Source organism: Citrobacter sp. CFNIH10, from assembly GCF_002934585.1.
Taxonomy (GTDB): domain Bacteria; phylum Pseudomonadota; class Gammaproteobacteria; order Enterobacterales; family Enterobacteriaceae; genus Citrobacter_A; species Citrobacter_A amalonaticus.
In genome coordinates, this window is the sequence record NZ_CP026216.1 from 3,170,666 (window position 1) to 3,194,785 (window position 24,120).

The following is a 24,120-nucleotide window of genomic DNA, read 5'->3' on the forward strand; positions in this document are numbered from 1 at the left end:
TAAGCATGCTCGATCCCAATCTGCTGCGTAATGAGCCAGACGCAGTCGCTGAAAAACTGGCACGCCGGGGCTTTAAGCTGGATGTAGATAAGCTGCGCGCTCTTGAAGAGCGTCGTAAAGTTTTGCAGGTCAATACTGAAAACCTGCAGGCAGAGCGTAACTCTCGATCGAAATCCATCGGCCAGGCGAAAGCGCGCGGGGAAGATATCGAGCCTTTACGTCTGGAAGTGAACAAACTGGGCGAAGAGCTGGATGCCGCAAAAGCGGAGCTGGATGTTTTACAGGCTGAGATCCGCGATATCGCGCTGGCCATTCCTAACCTGCCTGCAGACGAAGTGCCGGTCGGTAAAGACGAGAACGATAACGTTGAAGTCAGCCGCTGGGGTACCCCGCGCGAGTTCGACTTTGAGGTTCGCGATCACGTCACGCTGGGCGAAATGCATTCCGGTCTGGATTTCGCTGCTGCCGTTAAGCTGACGGGTTCCCGCTTCGTGGTGATGAAAGGGCAGATTGCCCGTATGCACCGTGCGCTCTCGCAATTTATGCTCGATCTGCATACCGAACAGCATGGCTACAGCGAAAACTATGTGCCGTATCTGGTCAACCATGACACCCTGTACGGCACGGGGCAGTTGCCGAAATTTGCCGGCGATCTGTTCCACACGCGTCCGCTGGAAGAAGAGGCTGACAGCAGCAACTACGCGTTGATTCCGACGGCAGAAGTGCCGCTGACCAACCTGGTGCGTGATGAGATCATCGACGAAGACCAACTGCCGATCAAAATGACGGCGCACACACCGTGCTTCCGCTCTGAAGCGGGTTCCTACGGTCGTGATACCCGTGGCCTGATCCGTATGCACCAGTTCGACAAAGTTGAAATGGTACAGATCGTCCGCCCGGAAGATTCAATGGCAGCGCTGGAAGAGATGACCGGTCATGCGGAAAAAGTGCTGCAACTGCTGGGTCTGCCCTATCGCAAAATCATTCTTTGCACCGGCGACATGGGCTTTGGCGCATGCAAAACCTACGATCTGGAAGTGTGGGTACCGGCGCAGAATACCTACCGCGAGATTTCATCCTGCTCTAACGTCTGGGATTTCCAGGCGCGCCGTATGCAGGCTCGCTGCCGCAGCAAGTCCGACAAAAAGACCCGTCTGGTGCATACTCTGAACGGTTCTGGTCTGGCGGTTGGTCGTACGCTGGTGGCGGTGATGGAAAACTACCAGCAGGCTGATGGCCGTATCGAAGTGCCGGAAGTGTTGCGTCCGTACATGAACGAACTGGAATATATCGGTTAATCCTCGCTTCACTCTTTCTAAAAAGCGCCTTTGGGCGCTTTTTTTATGCCTGTTTGACGCCGGACAATAATCATTACCCCCTTAGGGGTAATATTACTTTCGAATGAAATTCAGCATTTTGCACTGTTATCCTGTAAATACGTTGTATGTAGAACTATATAACGTTGCTTAACTACTCAAATAATAATATCAATTTCTGTTTTTTACTGTAAGCAAGCAGAGTGAGCCTTTATGAAAACGAAGATCCCTGATGCCGTGATGGCAGCGGAGGTGAGTCGTCGCGGTTTGGTCAAAACGACGGCGATTGGCGGACTGGCGATGGCCAGCAGCGCGTTTACCCTGCCATTTACCCGTATCGCTAATGCTGCCGAAGCCCTGAGTCCGGCACAAGCCAGCGAAAAAGTCGTCTGGAGCGCCTGTACCGTAAACTGCGGGAGTCGTTGCCCGTTGCGCATGCATGTTGTGGATGGCGAAATCAAATACGTTGAAACCGACAACACCGGTGATGACAACTACGACGGTTTGCATCAGGTGCGTGCCTGTCTGCGTGGACGTTCCATGCGTCGTCGCGTCTATAACCCGGATCGTCTGAAATACCCGATGAAACGCGTCGGTAAACGCGGAGAAGGCAAATTCGAGCGCATCACCTGGGATGAGGCTTACGACATCATCGCCAGCAACATGCAGCGTCTGATTAAAGACTACGGTAACGAGTCTATCTATCTGAACTACGGCACCGGTACGCTGGGCGGTACGATGACCCGTTCCTGGCCGCCGGGAAATACCCTGGTGGCGCGTCTGATGAACTGCTGCGGCGGTTATTTGAACCACTACGGCGACTACTCTTCCGCACAAATCGCGGCGGGTCTGAACTACACCTATGGCGGTTGGGCGGATGGTAACAGCCCATCGGACATCGAAAACAGTAAGCTGGTAGTGCTGTTCGGTAACAACCCTGGCGAAACCCGTATGAGCGGCGGTGGGGTGACCTACTATCTGGAACAGGCGCGACAGAAATCGAATGCCCGGATGATTATTATCGATCCGCGCTATACCGATACCGGGGCCGGTCGTGAAGATGAATGGATCCCGATTCGTCCGGGTACCGATGCGGCGCTGGTGAATGCGCTGGCTTATGTGCTGATTACTGAGAATATGGTCGATCAGCCGTTCCTCGATAAGTACTGTGTGGGCTACGACGAGAAAACGTTGCCAGCCAGCGCGCCGAAGAATGGCCACTATAAGGCTTATATTCTCGGGCAGGGGACTGACGGTACGCCAAAAACGCCTGAGTGGGCAGCGCAAATTACCGGCATTCCGGCAGACCGTATTATCAAACTGGCGCGAGAAATCGGCAGCGCAAAACCAGCCTATATCAGCCAGGGATGGGGACCGCAGCGCCATGCGAACGGTGAAATCGCCACCCGTGCCATTTCAATGTTGGCCATTTTAACCGGTAACGTCGGGATCAACGGCGGCAACAGCGGTGCACGTGAAGGCTCTTACGGTCTGCCATTTGTACGGATGCCAACGCTGGAAAACCCGGTAGAAACCAGTATCTCGATGTTTATGTGGACCGACGCGATTGAACGTGGTCCGGAAATGACTGCGCTGCGTGATGGCGTGCGCGGCAAAGATAAACTCGACGTGCCGATTAAGATGATCTGGAACTACGCCGGTAACTGTCTTATCAACCAGCACTCAGAGATCAACCGCACGCACGACATCCTGCAGGATGACAAGAAGTGCGAAATGATTGTCGTCATCGACTGCCACATGACGTCGTCAGCGAAGTATGCCGATATCCTGCTGCCGGACTGCACGGCTTCTGAACAGATGGACTTCGCGCTGGATGCTTCCTGCGGGAATATGTCTTATGTGATTTTCGCCGATCAGGCCATTAAGCCGCGTTTTGAATGCAAAACCATCTATGAAATGACCAGCGAGCTGGCGAAGCGTCTGGGTGTCGAGCAGCAGTTTACCGAAGGACGCACTCAGGAAGAATGGATGCGTCATCTGTACGAACAGTCGCGTAAAGCTATTCCGGCGCTGCCGACCTTTGAGGAATTCCGTAAGCAGGGTCTGTTCAAGCAGCGCGATCCGGAAGGACATCACGTGGCCTATAAGGCGTTCCGTGACGATCCGCAGGCCAATCCGTTGACCACGCCGTCAGGTAAAATCGAGATCTACTCGCAGGAACTGGCTAAGATTGCCGCCACCTGGGAACTACCGGAAGGCGATGTCATCGATCCATTGCCGATCTACACGCCAGGTTTTGAGAACTACAACGATCCGTTGACCAAAGATTATCCATTGCAGCTCACGGGCTTCCACTATAAATCTCGCGTTCACTCCACCTATGGCAACGTGGATGTCCTGAAGGCGTCGTGCCGCCAGGAGATGTGGATCAACCCGCTGGACGCGCAAAAACGCGGTATCCGTAATGGCGACAAGGTGCGCATCTTCAATGGTCGCGGAGAGCTACATATTGAGGCGAAAGTGACGCCGCGGATGATGCCGGGTGTGGTTGCGCTAGGGGAAGGGGCCTGGTATGACCCGGATGCCAAACGCATTGACCAGGGGGGCTGTATCAACGTATTGACCACCCAGCGCCCGTCTCCTCTGGCGAAGGGGAACCCGTCACATACGAACCTTGTTCAGGTTGAGAAGGTGTAAGGAGTAACCGATGACAACCCAGTATGGATTTTTTATTGATTCCAGCCGTTGCACCGGTTGTAAAACCTGCGAACTGGCCTGTAAAGATTACAAAGACTTAACCCCGGATGTCAGCTTCCGCCGCATTTATGAATATGCGGGCGGAGACTGGCAGGAAGACAACGGCGTCTGGCACCAGAACGTGTTTGCCTATTATCTCTCTATTGCCTGTAACCACTGTGAAGATCCGGCCTGTACCAAGGTCTGTCCGAGCGGGGCGATGCACAAACGGGAAGACGGCTTTGTGGTGGTGGATGAAGATGTCTGCATCGGCTGTCGTTATTGCCATATGGCCTGTCCGTACGGCGCGCCGCAGTACAACGCCGCCAAAGGCCACATGACCAAATGCGACGGCTGTCATGACCGGGTGGCGGAAGGCAAGAAACCGATCTGTGTCGAGTCTTGTCCGCTACGTGCGCTGGATTTCGGTCCTGTCGACGAACTGCGTCAGAAACACGGCGATCTGGCGGCGGTTGCTCCGCTGCCTGGCGCACACTTTACGAAGCCGAGTATTGTGATCAAACCGAATGCCAACAGCCGCCCGACCGGGGATACCACCGGTTATCTGGCGAATCCGAAGGAGGTGTAAGATGGGAAGTGGATGGCATGAATGGCCGCTGATGATCTTCACGGTCTTCGGACAATGTGTGGTCGGTGGCTTCATTGTCCTGGCGCTGGCGCTAATGAAAGGCGACCTGCGGGCCGAAACGCAACAGCGCGTGATTACCTGCATGTTTGCGCTGTGGGTGCTGATGGGGATTGGCTTTATCGCATCTATGCTGCACCTTGGCTCGCCAATGCGGGCGTTTAACTCGCTTAACCGTGTCGGTTCATCGGCGCTGAGTAATGAAATTGCCAGCGGTTCGATTTTCTTTGCGGTTGGCGGGATCGGCTGGCTGCTGGCGGTGTTGAAAAAGCTCTCTCCGGCTCTGCGTAACCTGTGGTTGCTGCTGACGATGGTGCTGGGTGTACTGTTCGTCTGGATGATGGTGCGCGTCTATAACAGCATTGATACCGTACCGACCTGGTACAGCGTCTGGACGCCGCTGGGCTTCTTCCTGACTCTGCTGATGGGGGGGCCACTGCTGGGCTATCTGCTGCTGCGCGTGGCGGGAGTCGATGGCTGGGCGATGCGTCTGTTGTCTGCGGTTTCACTGCTGGCGCTGGTGGTCAGTGCCATCATGTCGGTGATGCAGGGCACAGAACTGGCGACCATTCACAGCTCTATTCAGCAGGCTTCTGCGTTGGTACCTGACTACGGGGCGTTGATGGCCTGGCGGATTGGGGTGCTGGCGCTGGCCTTGTGCTGCTGGATTGTTCCGCAGTTGAAAGGGTATCAGCCTGCGGTTCCGCTGCTGTCAGTGGCCTTTATTCTGCTGCTGGTGGGAGAACTGATTGGTCGCGGCGTATTCTACGGTCTGCATATGACCGTCGGTATGGCGGTTGCCAGCTAAGTGAATAACCGGGGCTTTCGCCCCGGTCAGATTACTGACAAGGAAAGAAAAAGCGTGGTTTTTCCTTCCTTGTGGTTATCAGCCGAAAATCAATGAATTGATTTTCTTGGTTTTTAATGAGGTGATCTTTACTTTTCCGGTATCGGGATGAAGTTTGTCATCACTCTCACCGGGGCTTTCGCCCCGGTTTTACTATTTCTGTTTAGTCAACGTATCGTAGCTGGTCATCAGGTTGCGATAATCCGGAATGTGGTTGGAGAACAGCGTCGCCAACCCCTCAATATCATTACGCCAGTCACGGTGCAGTTCACAGGCCACACCAAACCATGTCATGAGCTGAGCACCGGCCTGCGACATTCTATCCCACGCCGAATGACGGGTAATTTCATTAAACGTACCCGACGCGTCGGTGACGACGAAGACATCAAAACCTTCTTCAATGGCTGACAGCGCCGGAAATGCCACACAAACTTCGGTCACTACACCCGCAATGATCAACTGCTTTTTCCCCGTGGCTTTGACGGCCTTCACGAAGTCTTCATTATCCCAGGCGTTGATATTCCCTGGCCTCGCAATGTACGGGGCATCAGGAAACTGGGCTTTTAATTCGGGGACCAGCGGGCCGTTTGGTCCGGTTTCGAAACTGGTGGTGAGGATGGTAGGCAGCTTGAAGTATTTGGCTAAATCACCCAGCGCGAGCACGTTGTTTTTGAATTTATCAGGGTCAATATCCCTGACCAGTGACAGCAATCCGGCCTGGTGATCCACCAGAAGAACCGCTGCGTCATTTTTATCGAGACGAACATAAGGCCTGGTCATTCTCTTCTCCTTGCTTGAGTCAACTCTGCGCTCGAATTCATTCAGGTGCGTATGGTTCATTCAAAGCATAGAACGGAAAAAAAAACCTGCCGGGACTATGAGATTTTTCGACTGATCGAAACGGAATACCTTTGCGTTAAATCAATAAAAACAGTCACCTGTAGTTGATTGGTTATCAGTAATACATAATCTTAACCAATAAATTCAATCGAAGACGGAAAAGGGCCGCCACACCACGGTTTCCGCCGATTGACAATGTTTTTGTTGGTGGCATGATGCGCGTGAAATTTGAACTTCCTCACGGTTTATACTCATGTCCACCTATACCCGACCTGTCTTGCTTTTGCTGGCTGGTCTACTTCTGCTGACCCTGGCGATTGCGGTGCTGAACACGCTCGTCCCGCTTTGGCTCGCCCAGGAAAACCTGCCGACGTGGCAGGTGGGTATGATCAGTTCGTCCTATTTCACCGGTAACCTGGTCGGGACGCTGTTGACAGGGGTTTTAATCAAACGCTTCGGGTTTAACCGTAGTTACTATCTTGCCTCGCTGATTTTTGCGGCCGGTTGTGTGGGCCTCGGGGTGATGGTCGGCTTCTGGAGCTGGCTGGCATGGCGCTTTGTCGCGGGCATTGGCTGCGCGATGATCTGGGTGGTTGTGGAGAGTGCGCTGATGTGCAGCGGGACATCACGTAACCGCGGTCGCCTGCTGGCGGCCTACATGATGGTCTATTATGTGGGGACCTTCCTCGGACAACTGCTGGTCAGCAAAGTCTCGACGGAACTGATGAATGTGCTGCCGTGGGCGACGGGACTGATTCTGGCAGGGATTTTACCGCTGCTCTTTACCCGCATCCTGAATCAACAGTCTGATGAACACAACGACACGCCAATTACCGCAATGCTGAAACTGCGTCAGGCGCGGCTGGGCGTTAACGGCTGCATCATTTCTGGGATTGTCCTGGGTTCGCTGTACGGCCTGATGCCGCTCTATCTCAATCATCAGGGCATGAGTAATGCCAGTATCGGTTTCTGGATGGCGGTGCTGGTTAGCGCGGGGATCCTCGGGCAGTGGCCAATCGGGAGACTGGCGGATAAGTTTGGTCGACTGCTGGTACTGCGCGTGCAGGTGTTTGTGGTCATCCTCGGAAGCATCGCGATGTTAAGCCAGGCAGCGATGGCACCTGCGCTCTTTATCCTGGGGGCGGCCGGTTTTACGCTCTATCCGGTGGCGATGGCCTGGGCCTGTGAAAAAGTGGAACATCATCAACTGGTGGCGATGAACCAGGCGCTGCTGCTAAGCTACACCGTTGGCAGCCTGTTAGGGCCTTCCTTCACCGCCATGTTGATGCAGAATTATTCCGATAATCTTCTGTTTATTATGATTGCCAGCGTGTCGTTTATTTATTTGCTGATGCTGCTGCGCAATGCCGGACATACTCCGAACCCGGTTGCTCACGTTTAATTCAGCGTCAACAGGAAGCAATGTGTGTTATTGCATCCTGTTTTGGTTAATTTTCTGTATTCCCCGACAGAAAGCAAAAAGGCTACCCGTCGGATAGCCTTTTTAAAAGACGCAATCAATACATCACTTTATGCCCGTACTGCTCAAGAATGCCTTTAACGCGTTCCATCGTTTCTTTCTTCGGTGGATGTACACCATCGAGTTTGTACTCTTCGCCCATCGCCACCCATTTATGTTTACCCAGTTCGTGATAGGGCAGGAGCTCAATTTTTTCAACGTTGCCCATATCGCGGGTAAATTCACCGAGTCGGTGCGCTGAGTCGTCATCGTCGGACCAGCCAGGTACCACGACGTAACGGATCCACACGTTGATATTTTTGTTTGCCAGATAGCGGGCGAACTCCAGCGTACGGTGGTTGGAAACGCCGACCAGGTTCTGGTGGATCTCATCATTCATCTGCTTGAGGTCGAGCATCACCAGGTCGGTGACTTCCAGCAGTTCATCAATCACCGGGTCGTAGCGGCGAACAAAACCATTGGTATCCAGACAGGTATGGATACCTTCTTGCTTACAGGCACGAAACCAGTCACGGACAAATTCCGCTTGCAGGATGGCTTCACCGCCTGACGCCGTTACGCCGCCGCCGGATGCGTTCATAAAGTGGCGATAGGTCACGACCTCTTTCATCAGTTCTTCAACGGTGACTTCTTTACCGCCATGCGTGTCCCACGTATCGCGGTTGTGGCAATACAGACAGCGCATCAGGCAGCCCTGGAAGAAAGTAATAAAGCGGATGCCTGGGCCGTCAACGGTACCACAGGATTCAAAGGAGTGAATGCGACCAATAACTGACATTGCGGTGTTTCTCCAGATGTGGCCCATCCGGGGCCGTGTTGGTGCACAGCTCATTGGCTGTGTCGAGTCTGTTTTGGCGGTTATCCATTGAGTATAGATAGCTGACAAAACAGGCTGCAGTCGGGAAACGACCTGTTAAAAAGGCCCCACTTACGTGGAGCCTTTATTGTACGCCTTTTACCGCGTGATTTCAGTCAAAACACATTACATGGTCTGAGTGAAGGTACGGGTAATAACGTCCTGCTGCTGTTCTTTCGTCAGGGAGTTAAAGCGTACTGCATAACCAGATACACGGATGGTCAACTGCGGATATTTTTCCGGATGTTCCATCGCGTCCAGCAGCATTTCACGGTTCATCACGTTCACGTTCAGGTGCTGACCACCTTCGATGGACGCTTCATGGTGGAAGTAACCATCCATCAGACCGGCCAGGTTAGTCTTACGAACTTCGTCGTCTTTACCCAGTGCGTTCGGAACGATAGAGAAGGTATAAGAGATACCATCTTTCGCGTAAGCAAACGGCAGTTTAGCAACAGAAGTCAGAGAGGCAACAGCACCTTTCTGGTCACGACCGTGCATCGGGTTAGCACCTGGTCCGAACGGCGCGCCAGCACGACGACCATCTGGGGTGTTACCGGTTTTCTTACCATACACAACGTTAGAGGTGATGGTCAGAACAGACTGCGTCGGGATAGCATCACGGTAGGTTTTGAGTTTCTGAATTTTCTTCATGAAACGTTCAACCAGGTCAACCGCCATGTCATCAACGCGCGCGTCGTTGTTACCAAACTGCGGGTATTCGCCTTCGATTTCGAAGTCGATAGCCAGACCGTCTTCGTCACGAATCGGTTTAACTTTCGCATATTTGATAGCAGACAGGGAGTCAGCCGCAACGGACAGACCTGCGATACCACATGCCATGGTGCGAATAACATCACGATCGTGCAGCGCCATCAGAGAGGCTTCGTAGCTGTACTTGTCGTGCATGTAGTGGATAACGTTCAGCGCGGTGACATACTGCTTAGCCAGCCAGTCCATGAAGTGGTCCATGCGCTCCATGACTTCGTCATAGTTCAGCACGTCGCCTTTGATTGGCTCAGATTTCGGGCCAACCTGCATTTTCAGTTTTTCATCAACGCCGCCGTTGATCGCGTACAGCATGGTTTTCGCCAGGTTTGCACGCGCACCGAAGAACTGCATTTGTTTACCAACAACCATTGGGCTTACGCAGCAAGCGATAGCGTAGTCGTCGTTGTTGAAGTCCGGACGCATAAGGTCATCGTTCTCGTACTGCAGAGAAGAGGTGTCGATGGACACTTTAGCGGCGAATTTCTTGAAGTTCAGAGGCAGTTTTTCAGACCACAGAACGGTGATGTTCGGCTCCGGAGACGGACCCATGGTGTACAGGGTGTTCAGGAAGCGGAAGCTGTTTTTGGTAACCAGAGTACGGCCATCAACGCCCATACCACCGATGGATTCCGTTGCCCAAATCGGGTCGCCGGAGAACAGTTCATCATATTCAGGCGTACGCAGGAAACGAACCATACGCAGTTTCATGACCAGGTGGTCAATCATTTCCTGAGCGTCTTGTTCAGTGATTTTGCCTGCTTTCAGGTCACGTTCGATGTATGCATCCAGGAAGGTGGAGACACGACCGAAGGACATTGCCGCGCCGTTCTGAGATTTAACCGCAGCCAGGTAACCGAAGTAAGTCCACTGAATCGCTTCCTGAGCGTTGGTTGCCGGACCAGAGATATCGCAGCCATATTTCGCAGCCATCTCTTTGATCTGACCCAGCGCACGGTGCTGTTCAGCAATTTCTTCACGCAGACGGATAGTCGCTTCCAGGTTTACGCCGTTTTCCAGGTCAGACTGCAGGGAAACGAACTGAGCGTATTTGTCTTTCATCAGGAAGTCGATACCGTACAGCGCAACGCGACGGTAGTCACCGATGATACGGCCACGGCCATAGGCATCCGGCAGACCAGTCAGAACACCGGATTTACGGCAGTTCAGAATGTCTTTGGTGTAAACATCGAAAACGCCCTGGTTGTGGGTTTTACGATATTCAGTGAAGATTTTTTTCAGCATCGGGTCCAGTTCGCGGTTGTACGCTTTGCAGGAACCTTCAACCATTTTGATACCACCGAACGGGATGATCGCACGTTTCAGCGGAGCTTCAGTTTGCAGACCAACAATTTTCTCGAGCGCTTTATTGATGTAGCCAGCGTCGTGAGAAGTGATGGTGGAAGCAACAGAGGTGTCAAAGTCAACAGGCGCGTGAGTGCGGTTTTCCTGTTTAACGCCTTCCATTACGCTGTCCCACAGTGCAGTGGTCGCATCAGTCGCGCCAGCCAGGAAGGACTCGTCACCCTCGTACGGAGTGTAGTTTTTCTGAATGAAGTCACGGACGTTTACTTCATTCTGCCAGTCACCTTTGGTAAAACCTTCCCAGGCTGTGGCTAACTTTTCATTAAGCTCGGACATGTAACACCTACCTTCTTAAGTGGATTTTTTATTTACTGCGTGTATCGCGACATCAATTAATGATGATCGTTGTCACGCAGATAAATGACCCAGTATGTCAACCCAACCAACAAACCCCCGCCGATAATGTTACCGATCGTAACCGGAATCAGGTTATCAGTGATGAAGTTCATCGCGGTCAGGTGAGAAAAACTTTCCGGCGTCGAGCCAACTGCGCTCCAGAACTCCGGTGTTGCGAGATCACGGATTACAATACCCATCGGGATCATAAACATGTTTGCGATACTGTGCTCAAAACCACTGGCAACAAACATCGCAACCGGTAATACCATGATAAACGCTTTATCCATCAGGCTACGGCCTGAGTAGCTCATCCATACAGCCAGGCATACCATCAGGTTTGCGAGGATACCGAGGCTGACGGCTTCAACAAAAGTATGGTGCATTTTGTGGTCGGCGGTTTGCAGGACGTTCAGTCCCCACTGGCCGTTGGCGACCATATATTCGCCGGAAAGCCACATCAATAGCACAAAGAGCAAGCAACCAATCAGGTTACCAAAATAGACGTTGAGCCAGTTTTTTGCCAACTGACCCCAGGTGATTCGGCCACTGGCTTTGGCAACGACAATCAACACGGTTGACGTAAAGAGGTCTGCACCGCAGATGACGCAAAGAATCAACCCCAGAGAGAAGCAGATACCGCCAATCAGTTTCGCCATACCAAACGGCATCGTACCTGTACCGGTCGTTGCAGTGATATAGAAAACAAAGGCGATGGAAATGAACACACCGGCAGTAATTGCCAGGAAGAAAGTCTTAAGCGGATGTTTCGTTGCTTTATAGACACCTGCCTCTTCGGCCACTTTGGCCATTGCTGCAGGGAGTAAAAGATCAAAAGGGTTGTCAGCTTTCACACTAACTCTCTCTTTATTAAGTCGGCGACGAGATACTAACAAAGCATTATAGATGAGAAATTGATGTAGATCATATCCCGCCTGGCTTATAGGCCCGTAATACGCATGGTTTTTATGCAATTACGGAGTAATTATTTGATTTTTATGATAAAAATAAATTTTAAATTTTAGCAAATGAGTTGAAAATTTTCCTTCCTACGTCTGTTAGCCAGTTAATTAATATGGAGTAATTGGCAGATAAAGTAACAACTATCTATTAAATTATGTAATATCAACCACCAACATTTAACCTTGTTATTACATTTATTTTGGGATATTCAAAAATAAATAAAAAGGGGCGCTTAGCGCGCCCCGTAATATAGCCCAGACGATTATTTAAACCTACTCAGCGTAGGTTGATTGGCTTTATTTTGACCAAAATGAAGATTTTGCACGCTGCAACTTCTCATAGGCCTTCAACAGTGACTGGTGTGATGCGAATGCGTGCAGATCGCTGTCAACCGGCTGCAGACCATAAAAGGCGGCTTCACCGCTCAATGCTGCACTGGCGGCTTCGACAGCATTTGCGCCATACATACGGACAAACGCGTTCAGATATTGCAGCGGTTCACGTTCTTCTTCCTGTGACAGCAGTAACAGCGTTTGCAGGCAACGGTAATAATTCGCCCGCTCGGCGCTAAAGATCGACGTATTAAATTCCATCGTCCATTCGGTCCAGATCAGTGCCTGTTCCAGATCACCACCTGCCAGCGCCAGCATCGCTTTCAGTTCCCCAATACGCAGGGTGTACCAGCCGTTATCTGAACCGGTAGCCAGGCCTAACAGTTCACGAACGCGGGTGAAATCATCAAACCCTTCTTCATCGAGTTGCTCAATCAGGTTGAGATAGTCTTCTTTATCCCAGCGACTATTCGGCAGTGAGAGCAGGGTCTCGCGCAGATGGACGCCCATGGCGTTATTGGCTAACCACAGATCTTCAGCAGGATAAATATCAGACATCCCCGGAACGATGATCCGACAGGCGTAGACACCGAGATGTTCGTAATCGGCGATGTACACCTCTTTATCTTCCGCGTTGAAGATCGCCATCAGGGTGGCAAACTCTTCTTCTGTGGTGCCGGAGAAACTCCAGTCAACGAACGGGTAGTCGGCATCCTGCTTGAACAGATCCCAGGAGATCAGACCGCTGGAGTCAATGAAGTGTGTTTCCAGGTTGGTATGCTCAGCCACTTCTTCATCGTCGAAGGTCGGCGGTGTGAAGACGTCGAGATCTTTCAGACCACGGCCCTGCAGTAGTTCCGTCACGGTACGTTCCAGTGCGACGCCAAAATCAGGGTGTGCGCCGAAAGAGGCGAAGCAGGTGCCGTTAGCCGGATTGAACAGCACAACGCAGATCACCGGATACTGACCGCCCAGAGAGCCGTCGTAAGCAAAGATGGGGAAACCTTCCGCTTCCAGCGTTGCAATAGATTCCACAACCGCCGGGTAGCGTGCCAGCACGTCGGCTGGAATTTCCGGCAGGCTGATGCTTTCGGCAATAATGCGATTCTTCACGTAACGCTCAAAGACTTCAGATAACCCTTGCACGCGCGCTTCGTTACGGGTGTTACCGGCGGACATCCCGTTTGAGACGTACAGGTTGCCGATAATGTTCATTGGAATATAGACGGTCTGGTTATCCGACTGGCGGGTAAATGGCAGGCCGCAGATACCACGCTCTTCGTTGCCAGACTGCAGGTCGATCAGCATGCTGCCGGTCAGTTCATTCTCGGGATCGTAGAAGGCGCGCAGGCGGGCATCCAGCAGACCGTCCAGCACGTCATCATTTTCGGTCAGCGGGAACCATTTCTCGTTCGGATAATGCACGAACGGGCCATTGGCGATGGTTTCACCCAGCCAGAAATCGGCAAAGAAATAGTTGGTTGACAGACGCTCAAAATATTCGCCCAACGCCGAGGCCAGCGCGGCCTTTTTCGTCGCCCCTTTGCCGTTGGTAAAGCACAGCGCACACTCTTTATCGCGAATGTGTACGGACCAGACGTTTGGCACCGGGTTCAGCCACGAGGCCTCTTCAATATGGAAACCGAGGTCGAGCAGTTTTTGCTGGAAGCGAGCGATGGAGTCTTCCAGTGCGGCGTCTTTGCCGGGAATAAATGTTTGCGTCATGAAAATCACTTTTGTCGTACGGAAAGCGCGCAATGATACGGGTTTTACGTGACTGACGCTATCGCCGCCACTGACGCGGCGCAAATAAAAGTTTTGGCTATGCTTGTAGGCAGTGATCCACCATAAGAGCATAAAAATGAAAGCGTTTGATTTACAACGGATGGCACTCGATAAAGTGCCGATGGAATTCCTCGGTGAAGTGGCTTTACGCAGTCTGTATACCTTCGTACTGGTCTATCTGTTTCTCAAACTCACAGGACGACGCGGCGTGCGACAGATGTCGCTCTTCGAAGTGCTGATTATTTTAACGCTGGGGTCGGCGGCGGGTGACGTGGCCTTTTATGATGATGTCCCGATGTTGCCAGTACTGGTGGTCTTCATTACCCTCGCGCTGCTGTACCGTCTGGTGATGTGGCTGATGGCGCGCAGTGAAAAACTGGAAGATTTACTGGAAGGTAAGCCCGTCGTGATTATTGAAGATGGCGAGCTGGCGTGGGAAAAACTGAACCAGTCAAATATGACCGAGTTCGAGTTTTTCATGGAGCTGCGACTGAATGGCGTTGAGCAACTGGGACAGGTGCGCCTGGCGATCCTTGAAACGAATGGTCAGATCAGCGTTTATTTCTTTGAAGACAGTGAGGTAAAGCCTGGCTTAAGCATTTTGCCGAAGTATTGTACGCAACGTTATAAAGTCGTTCCTGAAGCGGGAGAGTATTCCTGTGTGCGATGCAGTGAAGTGATCACAATGAAAGCCGGCGATCGTCAGGCGTGCCCGCGGTGTAAAAATCCAGAATGGTCGAAGGCCAGTCGGGCAAAACGGGTCGTCTGACAGCAAAAATATCGGTCTTTTATCGTCAATCCCGAAGATTCTGTTGTGTGAGCGAACACTCATTTTTACTCGAGTTTGTTTTAGCCATTGCGGCGCGTGTCACTGAATGATAAAACCGATATCCACAGGAATAACTTATACCCAATCTCTGTTCATGTACGAAAAGAGATTGGGTTAATAACAACGCAACGTGGTGAGGGGAAATGGCTCAGGTCTTCAATTTTAGTTCAGGTCCGGCAATGTTACCGGCAGACGTGCTTAAACTGGCTCAAAAGGATCTTTGTGACTGGAACGGTCTTGGTACGTCCGTCATGGAAGTGAGCCACCGCGGCAAAGAATTCATCCAGGTCGCGCAAGAAGCGGAGCAGGATTTTCGCGATCTGTTGAATATCCCCTCCAACTACAAAGTGCTGTTTTGTCACGGCGGTGGTCGTGGCCAGTTTTCTGCCATTCCGCTGAACATTCTGGGCGACAAAACCACGGCAGACTACGTTGATGCAGGCTACTGGGCAGCCAGCGCCGTCAAAGAAGCGAAAAAATACTGCACGCCGAATGTGATTGACGCCAAAGTTTCGGTCGATGGCCTGCGCGGCGTGAAGCCGATGAGTGAGTGGCAGCCTTCTGCTGATGCAGCGTATCTGCATTACTGCCCGAACGAAACCATCGATGGCATCGCAATTAACGAAACGCCCAATTTTGGTTCCGATGTGGTGGTGACCGCTGATTTCTCCTCAACCATTCTCTCCGGACCGCTGGATGTTTCACGCTATGGCATCATTTATGCGGGCGCACAGAAGAACATTGGCCCGGCGGGTTTGACTATCGTCATCGTACGCGAAGATTTACTGGGTAAAGCGAATGTGGCGTGTCCGTCGATCCTCGATTATTCCGTTCTGAACGACAATGACTCGATGTTCAATACGCCGCCGACCTTCGCCTGGTATCTTTCCGGCCTGGTGTTCAAATGGCTGAAAGCCAATGGCGGCGTGGCGGCGATGGATAAAATCAATCAGCAAAAAGCAGAACTGCTGTACGGTGTGATTGATAACAGTGACTTCTATCGTAACGATGTCGCGAAAGCGAACCGTTCACGTATGAACGTGCCGTTCCAGTTAGCTGACAGCGCGCTGGATAAGCTCTTCCTGGAAGAGTCTTTTGCTGCGGGCCTGCACGCGCTGAAAGGCCACCGCGTTGTCGGCGGAATGCGTGCCTCCATTTATAACGCGATGCCGCTGGAAGGGGTAAAAGCGCTTGCCGATTTCATGACTGATTTCGAGCGCCGTCGCGGCTAATCAGGTGTCTCTTTTCATCCCCACAGCCTTGTCTGTGGGGTTTTTATTTCTGTCTTTTGAGAGTTGAGTTTCATGGAATCCCTGACGTTACAACCCATCGCACGGGTCGATGGCACGATTAATCTGCCAGGCTCGAAGAGCGTATCAAACCGCGCGCTGTTACTGGCGGCGTTAGCTCATGGCACCACAGAGCTGATCAACCTGTTAGACAGCGATGACGTTCGCCATATGCTCAATGCCCTGAGTGCGTTGGGGATTGATTACACTCTTTCTGCGGATCGCACCCGCTGTGAAATCACGGGTAACGCAGGCCCGCTGCACGCCGAAGGCGCATTAGAGCTGTTTCTGGGCAATGCCGGAACGGCAATGCGACCGCTGGCCGCCGCACTGTGCCTTGGCGCAAACGATATTGTGCTGACCGGTGAACCGCGTATGAAAGAGCGCCCGATTGGTCATCTGGTGGATGCGCTGCGTCAGGGCGGGGCGAACATTGAGTATCTGGAGCAGGAAAACTATCCGCCGCTTCGACTGCGTGGCGGATTTACCGGCGGACAGGTTGAGGTTGACGGCAGCGTCTCCAGCCAGTTTCTCACTGCGCTGCTGATGACCGCGCCTCTGGCACCCCAGGATACGGTGATAAGTATCAAAGGCGATCTGGTGTCGAAACCGTATATTGATATCACGCTGAACCTGATGAAAACTTTTGGCGTTGAGATAGAGAACCAGAGCTATCAGCGCTTTGTGGTCAAAGGCGGTCAGCAGTACCACTCTCCAGGTCATTATCTGGTTGAAGGAGATGCTTCATCGGCCTCCTATTTCCTCGCGGCAGGCGCCATTAAAGGTGGAACGGTGAAAGTGACCGGGATTGGCCGCAACAGCATGCAGGGCGATATCCGTTTTGCCGATGTGTTGGAGAAAATGGGCGCGACCGTCACCTGGGGTGACGACTTTATCGCCTGTACCCGTGGCGAACTGAATGCCATCGATATGGACATGAACCATATTCCGGATGCCGCCATGACTATCGCGACAGCCGCGTTGTTTGCCAAAGGTACGACAACGCTTCGCAACATTTACAACTGGCGGGTGAAAGAAACTGACCGTCTGTTTGCGATGGCGACCGAACTGCGCAAAGTCGGCGCGGAAGTGGAAGAGGGGCATGATTTTATTCGCATCACGCCGCCGGCACACCTGAAGTTTGCCGACATTAGCACCTATAACGATCACCGTATGGCGATGTGTTTCTCGCTGGTGGCGTTATCTGATACGCCGGTTACGATCCTTGACCCGAAATGTACCGCCAAAACCTTCCCTGACTATTTCGAACAGTTGGCGCGTATCAGTACCCCTGCCTGATTTCTCTCTTCGCGCCGGTCAACTGGCTGGCGCGATATCGTCTGTATCTGTACTTTTTTCCTGTTACTGCTAATGCTAACGTGTTGATGATTTAATATTTTGATTTATATGCGTTTTATTATAAATATCAACGGAAGATTAGCATGAAAAATAAATCACTCCTGATTACTATTGCAGTATCCGCAGCGCTGCTGGCGGGATGTAAAAATGGCGTTAATGGTGACATGCTCGCCAGTTCGGGCATGTCGGCCTATAAAGCAGCCACGCTTTCTGATACCGATGTCAAAACGTTGTCCAGCAACGCCTGCAAACAGATGGATAGCCAGAATCAACTTGCGGGAAAAAGCAGTAAATACACCAGGCGTCTGGGTAAGATTGCCAAAGCTCTGGGAAATAATATTGATGGTACTCCGGTCGATTATAAGGTCTACATTACTTCTGACGTCAATGCGTGGGCAATGGCGAACGGCTGTGTCCGCGTTTATTCCGGTTTGATGGATCTGATGACCGATAATGAAATCGAAGGGGTATTAGGTCACGAGTTAGGTCACGTCTCTTTAGGGCATTCCCGCAAAGCAATGCAGACGGCTTATGCTACCCTGGCCGCGCGTGATGCTATTTCTGCCACCAGTGGCGTGGCTTCACAACTCTCTCAGTCGCAGTTAGGCGATTTGGCTGAAGGGGTGATCAACTCGGCGTTCTCCCGCAGTCAGGAATCTGAGGCTGATGACTTCTCCTATGACCTGATGAAAAAACGTGGCATCAATACGCAGGGGTTAGTGAGCGCATTCGATAAGTTAGCCACAATGGATGCCGGCCACGCTAAATCCCTGATGGATTCCCACCCGGCGTCAGCCGACCGTGCTCAGCATATGCGTGACCGTATCGCTGAAGATAAAAAGTAAAACATTGTCATCTTTCGGGCTGGTTTCTCCCCGGCCCGCTATAATTGCGCAATTATTCTTCACCTGGTGACAGACTAAATCGGTTTTTGCACACAACGTTAACGATTGTGGGCGTTGGCGCGTATAATGCGCGGCGTTTACGTTAACAGAACGCCTGTTTAAGGAGATAAAGATGACGGCAATTGCCCCGGTAATTACCATTGATGGCCCAAGCGGTGCAGGAAAAGGCACCTTGTGCAAAGCGATGGCGGAAGCATTGCAATGGCATCTGTTGGACTCTGGCGCAATCTATCGCGTGCTGGCGCTGGCGGCATTACATCATCATGTTGATGTTGCATCGGAAGACGCGCTGGTTCCGCTGGCAACCCATCTCGATGTCCGCTTTGTTTCAACCGACGGAAATCTGGAAGTGATCCTTGAAGGGGAAGACGTCAGCGGTGAAATCCGTACGCAGGAAGTCGCCAATGCCGCCTCTCAGGTCGCCGCATTCCCTCGCGTACGTGAGGCACTACTGCGTCGTCAACGTGCTTTCCGTGAAGCACCGGGACTGATCGCTGATGGACGTGATATGGGGACGGTGGTTTTCCCGGATGCGCCGGTCAAAATTTTCCTTGACGCCTCCTCGGAAGAACGTGCACATCGCCGTATGCTACAGTTGCAGGAGAAGGGCTTTAGTGTTAACTTTGAACGCCTTTTGGCCGAGATCAAAGAACGTGACGATCGCGACCGAAACCGTGCTGTAGCGCCGTTGGTTCCCGCTGCTGATGCTTTAGTTTTAGATTCCACACGATTAAGCATTGAGCAAGTGATTGAAAAAGCGCTACAATACGCGCGCCAAAAACTGGCACTCGCTTAAGAGCGACCGAATTTGCAGTACCCCCGTTGCAATGGAATGACAGCGGGTATGTTAAACAACCCCATCCGGCACGGAGCCAGGTGGACGTTAAATATGAAACCTGAAGATTAAACATGACTGAATCTTTTGCTCAACTGTTTGAAGAATCCTTAAAAGAAATCGAAACCCGTCCGGGTTCCATCGTTCGCGGTGTTGTTGTTGCTATCGACAAAGACGTTGTTCTGGTTGATGCAGGCCTGAAATCTGAATCTGCAATTCCTGCAGAACAGTTCAAAAACGCGGCTGGCGAACTGGAAATCCAGGTGGGCGACGAAGTTGATGTTGCTCTGGATGCAGTAGAAGACGGCTTCGGTGAAACACTGCTGTCTCGTGAAAAAGCGAAACGTCACGAAGCATGGATCACGCTGGAAAAAGCTTACGAAGATGCTGAAACTGTTACCGGTGTTATCAACGGCAAAGTTAAGGGCGGCTTCACTGTTGAGCTGAACGGTATTCGTGCGTTCCTGCCAGGTTCACTGGTAGACGTTCGTCCGGTGCGCGATACGCTGCACCTGGAAGGCAAAGAGCTTGAATTCAAAGTCATCAAGCTGGATCAGAAACGCAACAACGTTGTTGTTTCTCGTCGTGCCGTGATCGAATCCGAAAACAGCGCAGAGCGCGATCAGCTGCTGGAAAACCTGCAGGAAGGCATGGAAGTTAAAGGTATCGTTAAGAACCTCACTGACTACGGTGCATTCGTTGATCTGGGTGGCGTTGACGGCCTGCTGCACATCACCGATATGGCATGGAAACGCGTTAAGCATCCGAGCGAAATCGTAAACGTTGGCGACGAAATCACTGTTAAAGTGCTGAAGTTCGACCGCGAACGTACCCGTGTATCTCTGGGCCTGAAACAGCTGGGCGAAGATCCGTGGGTAGCTATCGCTAAGCGTTATCCGGAAGGTACTAAACTGACCGGTCGCGTAACCAACCTGACCGACTACGGCTGCTTCGTTGAAATCGAAGAAGGCGTTGAAGGGCTGGTTCACGTTTCCGAAATGGACTGGACCAACAAAAACATCCATCCGTCCAAAGTTGTTAACGTTGGCGACGTAGTGGAAGTTATGGTTCTGGATATCGACGAAGAACGTCGTCGTATCTCCCTGGGCCTGAAGCAGTGCAAATCTAACCCATGGCAGCAGTTCGCGGAAACCCACAACAAGGGCGACCGCGTTGAAGGTAAAATCAAGTCTATCACTGACTTCGGTATCTTCATCGGCCTGGACGGCGGCATCGACGGCCTGGTTCACCTGTCTGACATCTCCTGGAACGTTGCAGGCGAAGAAGCAGTTCGTGAATACAAAAAAGGCGACGAAATCGCAGCAGTTGTTCTGCAGGTTGACGCAGAGCGCGAGCGTATCTCTCTGGGCGTTAAACAGCTGGCAGAAGATCCGTTCAACAACTGGGTTGCACTGAACAAGAAAGGCGCAATCGTAAACGGTAAAGTGACTGCAGTTGACGCGAAAGGCGCAACCGTAGAACTGGCTGACGGCGTTGAAGGTTACCTGCGCGCTTCTGAAGCATCCCGTGACCGCGTTGAAGACGCTACCCTGGTTCTGAGCGTGGGTGACGACGTTGAAGCTAAATTCACCGGCGTTGACCGTAAGAACCGTGCAATCAGCCTGTCTGTTCGTGCTAAAGACGAAGCTGATGAGAAAGATGCCATCGCAACTGTTAACAAACAGGAAGATGCAAACTTCTCCAACAACGCAATGGCTGAAGCTTTCAAAGCAGCTAAAGGCGAGTAATTCTTTGATACTTTGGGAGGTTTCGTCCCGAAGTCAGATGAGAATACTTGACAGATTATAGAATTCGTTCTGTAATCAATGACAAAGGGCGGCTACGGCCGCCCTTAATCAATGCAACAGCAGCAGCTTATTGGAACCGGAGGAATCATGACCAAGTCAGAATTGATTGAAAGACTTGCCACTCAGCAATCTCATATTCCCGCGAAAGCGGTTGAAGATGCGGTCAAAGAGATGCTGGAGCATATGGCCTCGACTCTTGCACAGGGCGAGCGTATTGAAATCCGCGGTTTCGGCAGCTTTTCTTTGCACTACCGTGCACCACGTACCGGGCGTAACCCGAAGACTGGCGACAAAGTGGATCTGGAAGGGAAATACGTTCCGCACTTTAAGCCGGGTAAAGAACTGCGCGATCGCGCCAATATTTACGGTTAAGTTTTTCGCACAACGTAACCTCAGAAAAGCACCTTTACGGTGCTTTTTTCTTGCCTGCTTTTCAACCCTGGAATGCCGCTCGCATTTCATGTTGCACATTGCCGGGCGGCGATGAAAATCGCGGAATCATGGCCGTAAATCCTTCATTCTCCTCCTGACAATCCCGGCTCAGACCTGCACACTGCCGCCAACACGGAGGTGTGTATGAAATTAACGACGGTCAGTCTGTGTGCATTAGGGGGAATTTTCCCTTTATTTTTGCTACCTGCGCTGCCGGGGGGATGGCTTGTTAGCATCCTGTTTGTGCTGGCCTGTCTGCTCGGTCTGCTCCGCTGGAAAGTGGCACAGTACGCTGGGCTTCTCCTGCTGTTTTTTCTCTGGGGCGTCATGGCGGCGAAACAGTCGCTGTGGGCGGGAAATACGTTACCCGCCGCCACGCAGGAGACCATCGTTGAGCTGACGGCCACGGATAGCATGACGACACATGCCGGGCTGATCACGCATCTTAATGGGCATCGGCTTTTCCCTGCCGTCGGTATTGTGCTTTATAACCAATATTTGCCAATCGCGCCGTGCGCGGGACAACGTTGGGCGATGACGCTGAAGGTCCGTGCCATGCACGGCGAGTTGAATGACGGCGGATTTGATAGTCAGCGTTATGCCCTGGCACAGCATCAGCCGCTCACTGGCCGATTTTTACAGGCAAAGATTGTCGATAGCAAATGCAGCTGGCGAGCGCGCTATCTCGCCTCGTTAACGGATTCTCTGGAAAACTATCCCTGGCAGCAGGTAATACTAGGTCTGGGGATGGGGGAGCGCCTGCTGGTGCCACAGGAAGTCAAAGCGATCATGCGCGATACCGGCACGGCGCATCTGATGGCAATTTCCGGCCTGCATATTGCTTTTGCGGCTTTACTGGCAGCTGCTCTGATTCGCGGCGTGCAGTTTCTGCTGCCGGTCGGTGCAATTCGCTGGCAACATCCTGTGATTGGCGGGCTAATTTGCGCAGCGTTTTACGCCTGGCTGACCGGGTTACAACCACCGGCGCTACGTACGGTGGTGGCGCTGCTGGTGTGGGGAGCACTGAAATTATGCGGGCGGCAATGGAGCGGATGGTCAGTCTGGTGCTGCTGTCTGGCGGCTATTCTGGTTGTTGATCCCGTCGCCGTGATCTCGCAAAGCCTGTGGCTTTCGGCCTTTGCCGTTGCGGCGCTGTTATTCTGGTACCAATGGTTTCCTTGCCCCGCCTGTCCCACATCACGTGCCGGGCGCTTGCTGGTTGAACTGGCACACCTGCAACTGGGGATTACCTTGCTGCTAATGCCGCTACAAATCGCACTGTTCCACGGTATCAGCCTGACGTCGTTTGCTGCGAATCTGTTTGCTGTCCCGCTGGTTACGTTTGTCAGCGTCCCGCTGATCCTCGCCGGAATGGTGGTCCATCTCACTGGTCCGCTGCTTCTTGAGGGCGGACTCTGGTATCTGGCCGATCGCTCACTGGCTGCACTATTCTGGGCGCTCAATCACTTGCCTGCGGGGTGGATCAACATTGATGCCCGTTGGCAGTGGCTGGTCTTTGTCCCCTGGCTGATGCTACCCGGTTGGCGATTTATCGCCTGGCGCGTTTTCCCCGGCCTGTGTCTGGCGACGCTGGCGTTGCTGAGCTGGCCGTTCTGGAGTCCGGTGCGCACTGACGCCTGGCAGGTGCACATGCTGGATGTCGGGCAGGGGTTAGCGATAGTTATCGCCCGTAATGGTAAAGCGTTACTCTACGATACCGGGCTGGCCTGGCCGGGAGGTGACAGCGCCCAGCAGATAATCATTCCGTGGCTGCGCTGGCACCACTTGCAGCCAGAGGGGATTATTCTCAGCCATGAGCATCTCGACCATCGCGGTGGACTACACTCTTTGCAGACAACCTGGCCAGCGCTTTGGGTGCGCAGTCCGTTAGGCTGGCAGGGGCATCTGCCGTGTTACCGCGGTGAGACGTGGCAATGGCAGGGACTGCGTTTTAGCGTGCACTGGCCGTTAAAAGGAGACCCGACGCAGGGGAATAATCACTCTTGCGTCGTAAAGATTGATGATGGTACGCACAGTATTCTGCTGACGGGCGATATAGAGTCCCCCGCGGAACTGAAAATGCTCAGTCATTACTGGCAGCATCTTTCGGCGACGGCAATCCAGGTACCACACCATGGCAGCAGTACCTCTTCTTCACTGGCGCTACTTCAGCGCGTTAGTGGCAACGTGGCGCTGGTCTCCGCCTCACGCTATAACGCCTGGCGATTGCCGTCATGGAAGGTGAAGCAACGTTATCTGCAACAGGGTTACCGGTGGTGTGATACCCCGCATCAGGGGCAAATTTCGCTGGATTTTTCAACACAGGGCTGGCAGGCCATCAGCCTGCGGGAGCAAATTTTACCTCGTTGGTATCATCAGTGGTTTGGCGTGTCAGACGATAACGGGTAGAATATGCGGCTATTTCAACAGAT

At 52.4% G+C, this 24,120-nt stretch carries 18 protein-coding genes; 13 read left to right on the forward strand and 5 right to left on the reverse strand.

The features are described from left to right. The first annotated feature begins 5 nt into the window (after positions 1 to 5). From serS to C2U53_RS18885, 4 genes are all read left to right on the forward strand, one after another. Positions 6 to 1,298 (forward strand): serine--tRNA ligase, encoded by a 1,293-nt coding sequence (serS, locus tag C2U53_RS18870; RefSeq protein ID WP_104446275.1) that lies wholly within the window; start codon positions 6 to 8, stop codon positions 1,296 to 1,298. 231 nt (positions 1,299 to 1,529) lie between these two features. Next, positions 1,530 to 3,974, forward strand: coding sequence for a dimethylsulfoxide reductase subunit A (gene dmsA / locus C2U53_RS18875; protein WP_044256344.1), 2,445 nt, complete (start codon positions 1,530 to 1,532; stop codon positions 3,972 to 3,974). 10 nt (positions 3,975 to 3,984) lie between these two features. Then, positions 3,985 to 4,602, forward strand: coding sequence for a dimethylsulfoxide reductase iron-sulfur subunit DmsB (gene dmsB / locus C2U53_RS18880; protein WP_043000749.1), 618 nt, complete (start codon positions 3,985 to 3,987; stop codon positions 4,600 to 4,602). Position 4,603: 1 nt separating this feature from the next. Further along, on the forward strand, positions 4,604 to 5,467 hold the full coding sequence (locus tag C2U53_RS18885) for a dimethyl sulfoxide reductase anchor subunit family protein (protein WP_104446276.1): 864 nt from the start codon (positions 4,604 to 4,606) through the stop codon (positions 5,465 to 5,467). 192 nt (positions 5,468 to 5,659) lie between these two features. On the opposite strand, the gene ycaC is transcribed toward C2U53_RS18885, so the two are convergent. Continuing rightward, a complete protein-coding gene (gene ycaC / locus C2U53_RS18890; RefSeq protein ID WP_043001201.1) occupies positions 5,660 to 6,286 on the reverse strand; it encodes an isochorismate family cysteine hydrolase YcaC in 627 nt (208 codons plus the stop codon). 313 nt (positions 6,287 to 6,599) lie between these two features. Between ycaC and C2U53_RS18895 the strand changes: the two genes are divergently transcribed. After that, complete coding sequence (locus C2U53_RS18895) at positions 6,600 to 7,748, forward strand: MFS transporter (protein WP_044265771.1); 1,149 nt, start codon at positions 6,600 to 6,602, stop codon at positions 7,746 to 7,748. A gap of 115 nt (positions 7,749 to 7,863) precedes the next feature. Here the strand turns inward: C2U53_RS18895 and pflA are convergent, their stop codons facing one another. The 4 genes from pflA to ycaO form a co-directional block, all read right to left on the reverse strand. Further along, positions 7,864 to 8,604, reverse strand: a complete 741-nt coding sequence (gene pflA, locus C2U53_RS18900; protein ID WP_043001199.1) for a pyruvate formate lyase 1-activating protein — start codon at positions 8,602 to 8,604, stop codon at positions 7,864 to 7,866. Between the two features lie 204 nt (positions 8,605 to 8,808). After that, positions 8,809 to 11,091 (reverse strand): formate C-acetyltransferase, encoded by a 2,283-nt coding sequence (gene pflB / locus C2U53_RS18905; protein WP_043001198.1) that lies wholly within the window; start codon positions 11,089 to 11,091, stop codon positions 8,809 to 8,811. Between the two features lie 56 nt (positions 11,092 to 11,147). Beyond that, the gene (focA, locus tag C2U53_RS18910) at positions 11,148 to 12,005 is read right to left on the reverse strand and encodes a formate transporter FocA (protein ID WP_043001197.1); all 858 of its coding nucleotides are present in this window, start codon (positions 12,003 to 12,005) and stop codon (positions 11,148 to 11,150) included. 405 nt (positions 12,006 to 12,410) lie between these two features. After that, on the reverse strand, positions 12,411 to 14,171 hold the full coding sequence (gene ycaO, locus C2U53_RS18915; protein ID WP_104446903.1) for a 30S ribosomal protein S12 methylthiotransferase accessory factor YcaO: 1,761 nt from the start codon (positions 14,169 to 14,171) through the stop codon (positions 12,411 to 12,413). Positions 14,172 to 14,307: 136 nt separating this feature from the next. On the opposite strand from ycaO, the gene C2U53_RS18920 reads away from it, so the two are divergent. The 8 genes from C2U53_RS18920 (at position 14,308) to C2U53_RS18955 (ending at position 24,097) form a co-directional block, all read left to right on the forward strand. Further along, positions 14,308 to 15,000 carry a DUF421 domain-containing protein gene (locus C2U53_RS18920; RefSeq protein ID WP_043001196.1) on the forward strand — a complete coding sequence of 231 codons (693 nt, stop codon included), beginning with the start codon at positions 14,308 to 14,310 and terminating at the stop codon, positions 14,998 to 15,000. 203 nt (positions 15,001 to 15,203) lie between these two features. Then, positions 15,204 to 16,292, forward strand: coding sequence for a 3-phosphoserine/phosphohydroxythreonine transaminase (gene serC, locus C2U53_RS18925; RefSeq protein ID WP_043001195.1), 1,089 nt, complete (start codon positions 15,204 to 15,206; stop codon positions 16,290 to 16,292). A gap of 72 nt (positions 16,293 to 16,364) precedes the next feature. Next, a complete protein-coding gene (gene aroA, locus C2U53_RS18930; protein WP_043001194.1) occupies positions 16,365 to 17,648 on the forward strand; it encodes a 3-phosphoshikimate 1-carboxyvinyltransferase in 1,284 nt (427 codons plus the stop codon). Positions 17,649 to 17,791: 143 nt separating this feature from the next. Continuing rightward, on the forward strand, positions 17,792 to 18,553 hold the full coding sequence (locus tag C2U53_RS18935) for a M48 family metallopeptidase (protein ID WP_043001193.1): 762 nt from the start codon (positions 17,792 to 17,794) through the stop codon (positions 18,551 to 18,553). A 172-nt stretch (positions 18,554 to 18,725) separates the two neighbouring features. Beyond that, the gene (gene cmk, locus C2U53_RS18940; protein WP_042320210.1) at positions 18,726 to 19,409 is read left to right on the forward strand and encodes a (d)CMP kinase; all 684 of its coding nucleotides are present in this window, start codon (positions 18,726 to 18,728) and stop codon (positions 19,407 to 19,409) included. A 113-nt stretch (positions 19,410 to 19,522) separates the two neighbouring features. Further along, positions 19,523 to 21,196 (forward strand): 30S ribosomal protein S1, encoded by a 1,674-nt coding sequence (gene rpsA, locus C2U53_RS18945; protein WP_042320207.1) that lies wholly within the window; start codon positions 19,523 to 19,525, stop codon positions 21,194 to 21,196. Positions 21,197 to 21,343: 147 nt separating this feature from the next. Beyond that, positions 21,344 to 21,628, forward strand: coding sequence for an integration host factor subunit beta (ihfB, locus tag C2U53_RS18950; protein ID WP_002463068.1), 285 nt, complete (start codon positions 21,344 to 21,346; stop codon positions 21,626 to 21,628). A gap of 204 nt (positions 21,629 to 21,832) precedes the next feature. Continuing rightward, the gene (locus C2U53_RS18955; RefSeq protein WP_104446277.1) at positions 21,833 to 24,097 is read left to right on the forward strand and encodes a ComEC family protein; all 2,265 of its coding nucleotides are present in this window, start codon (positions 21,833 to 21,835) and stop codon (positions 24,095 to 24,097) included. Positions 24,098 to 24,120: the final 23 nt, after the last annotated feature.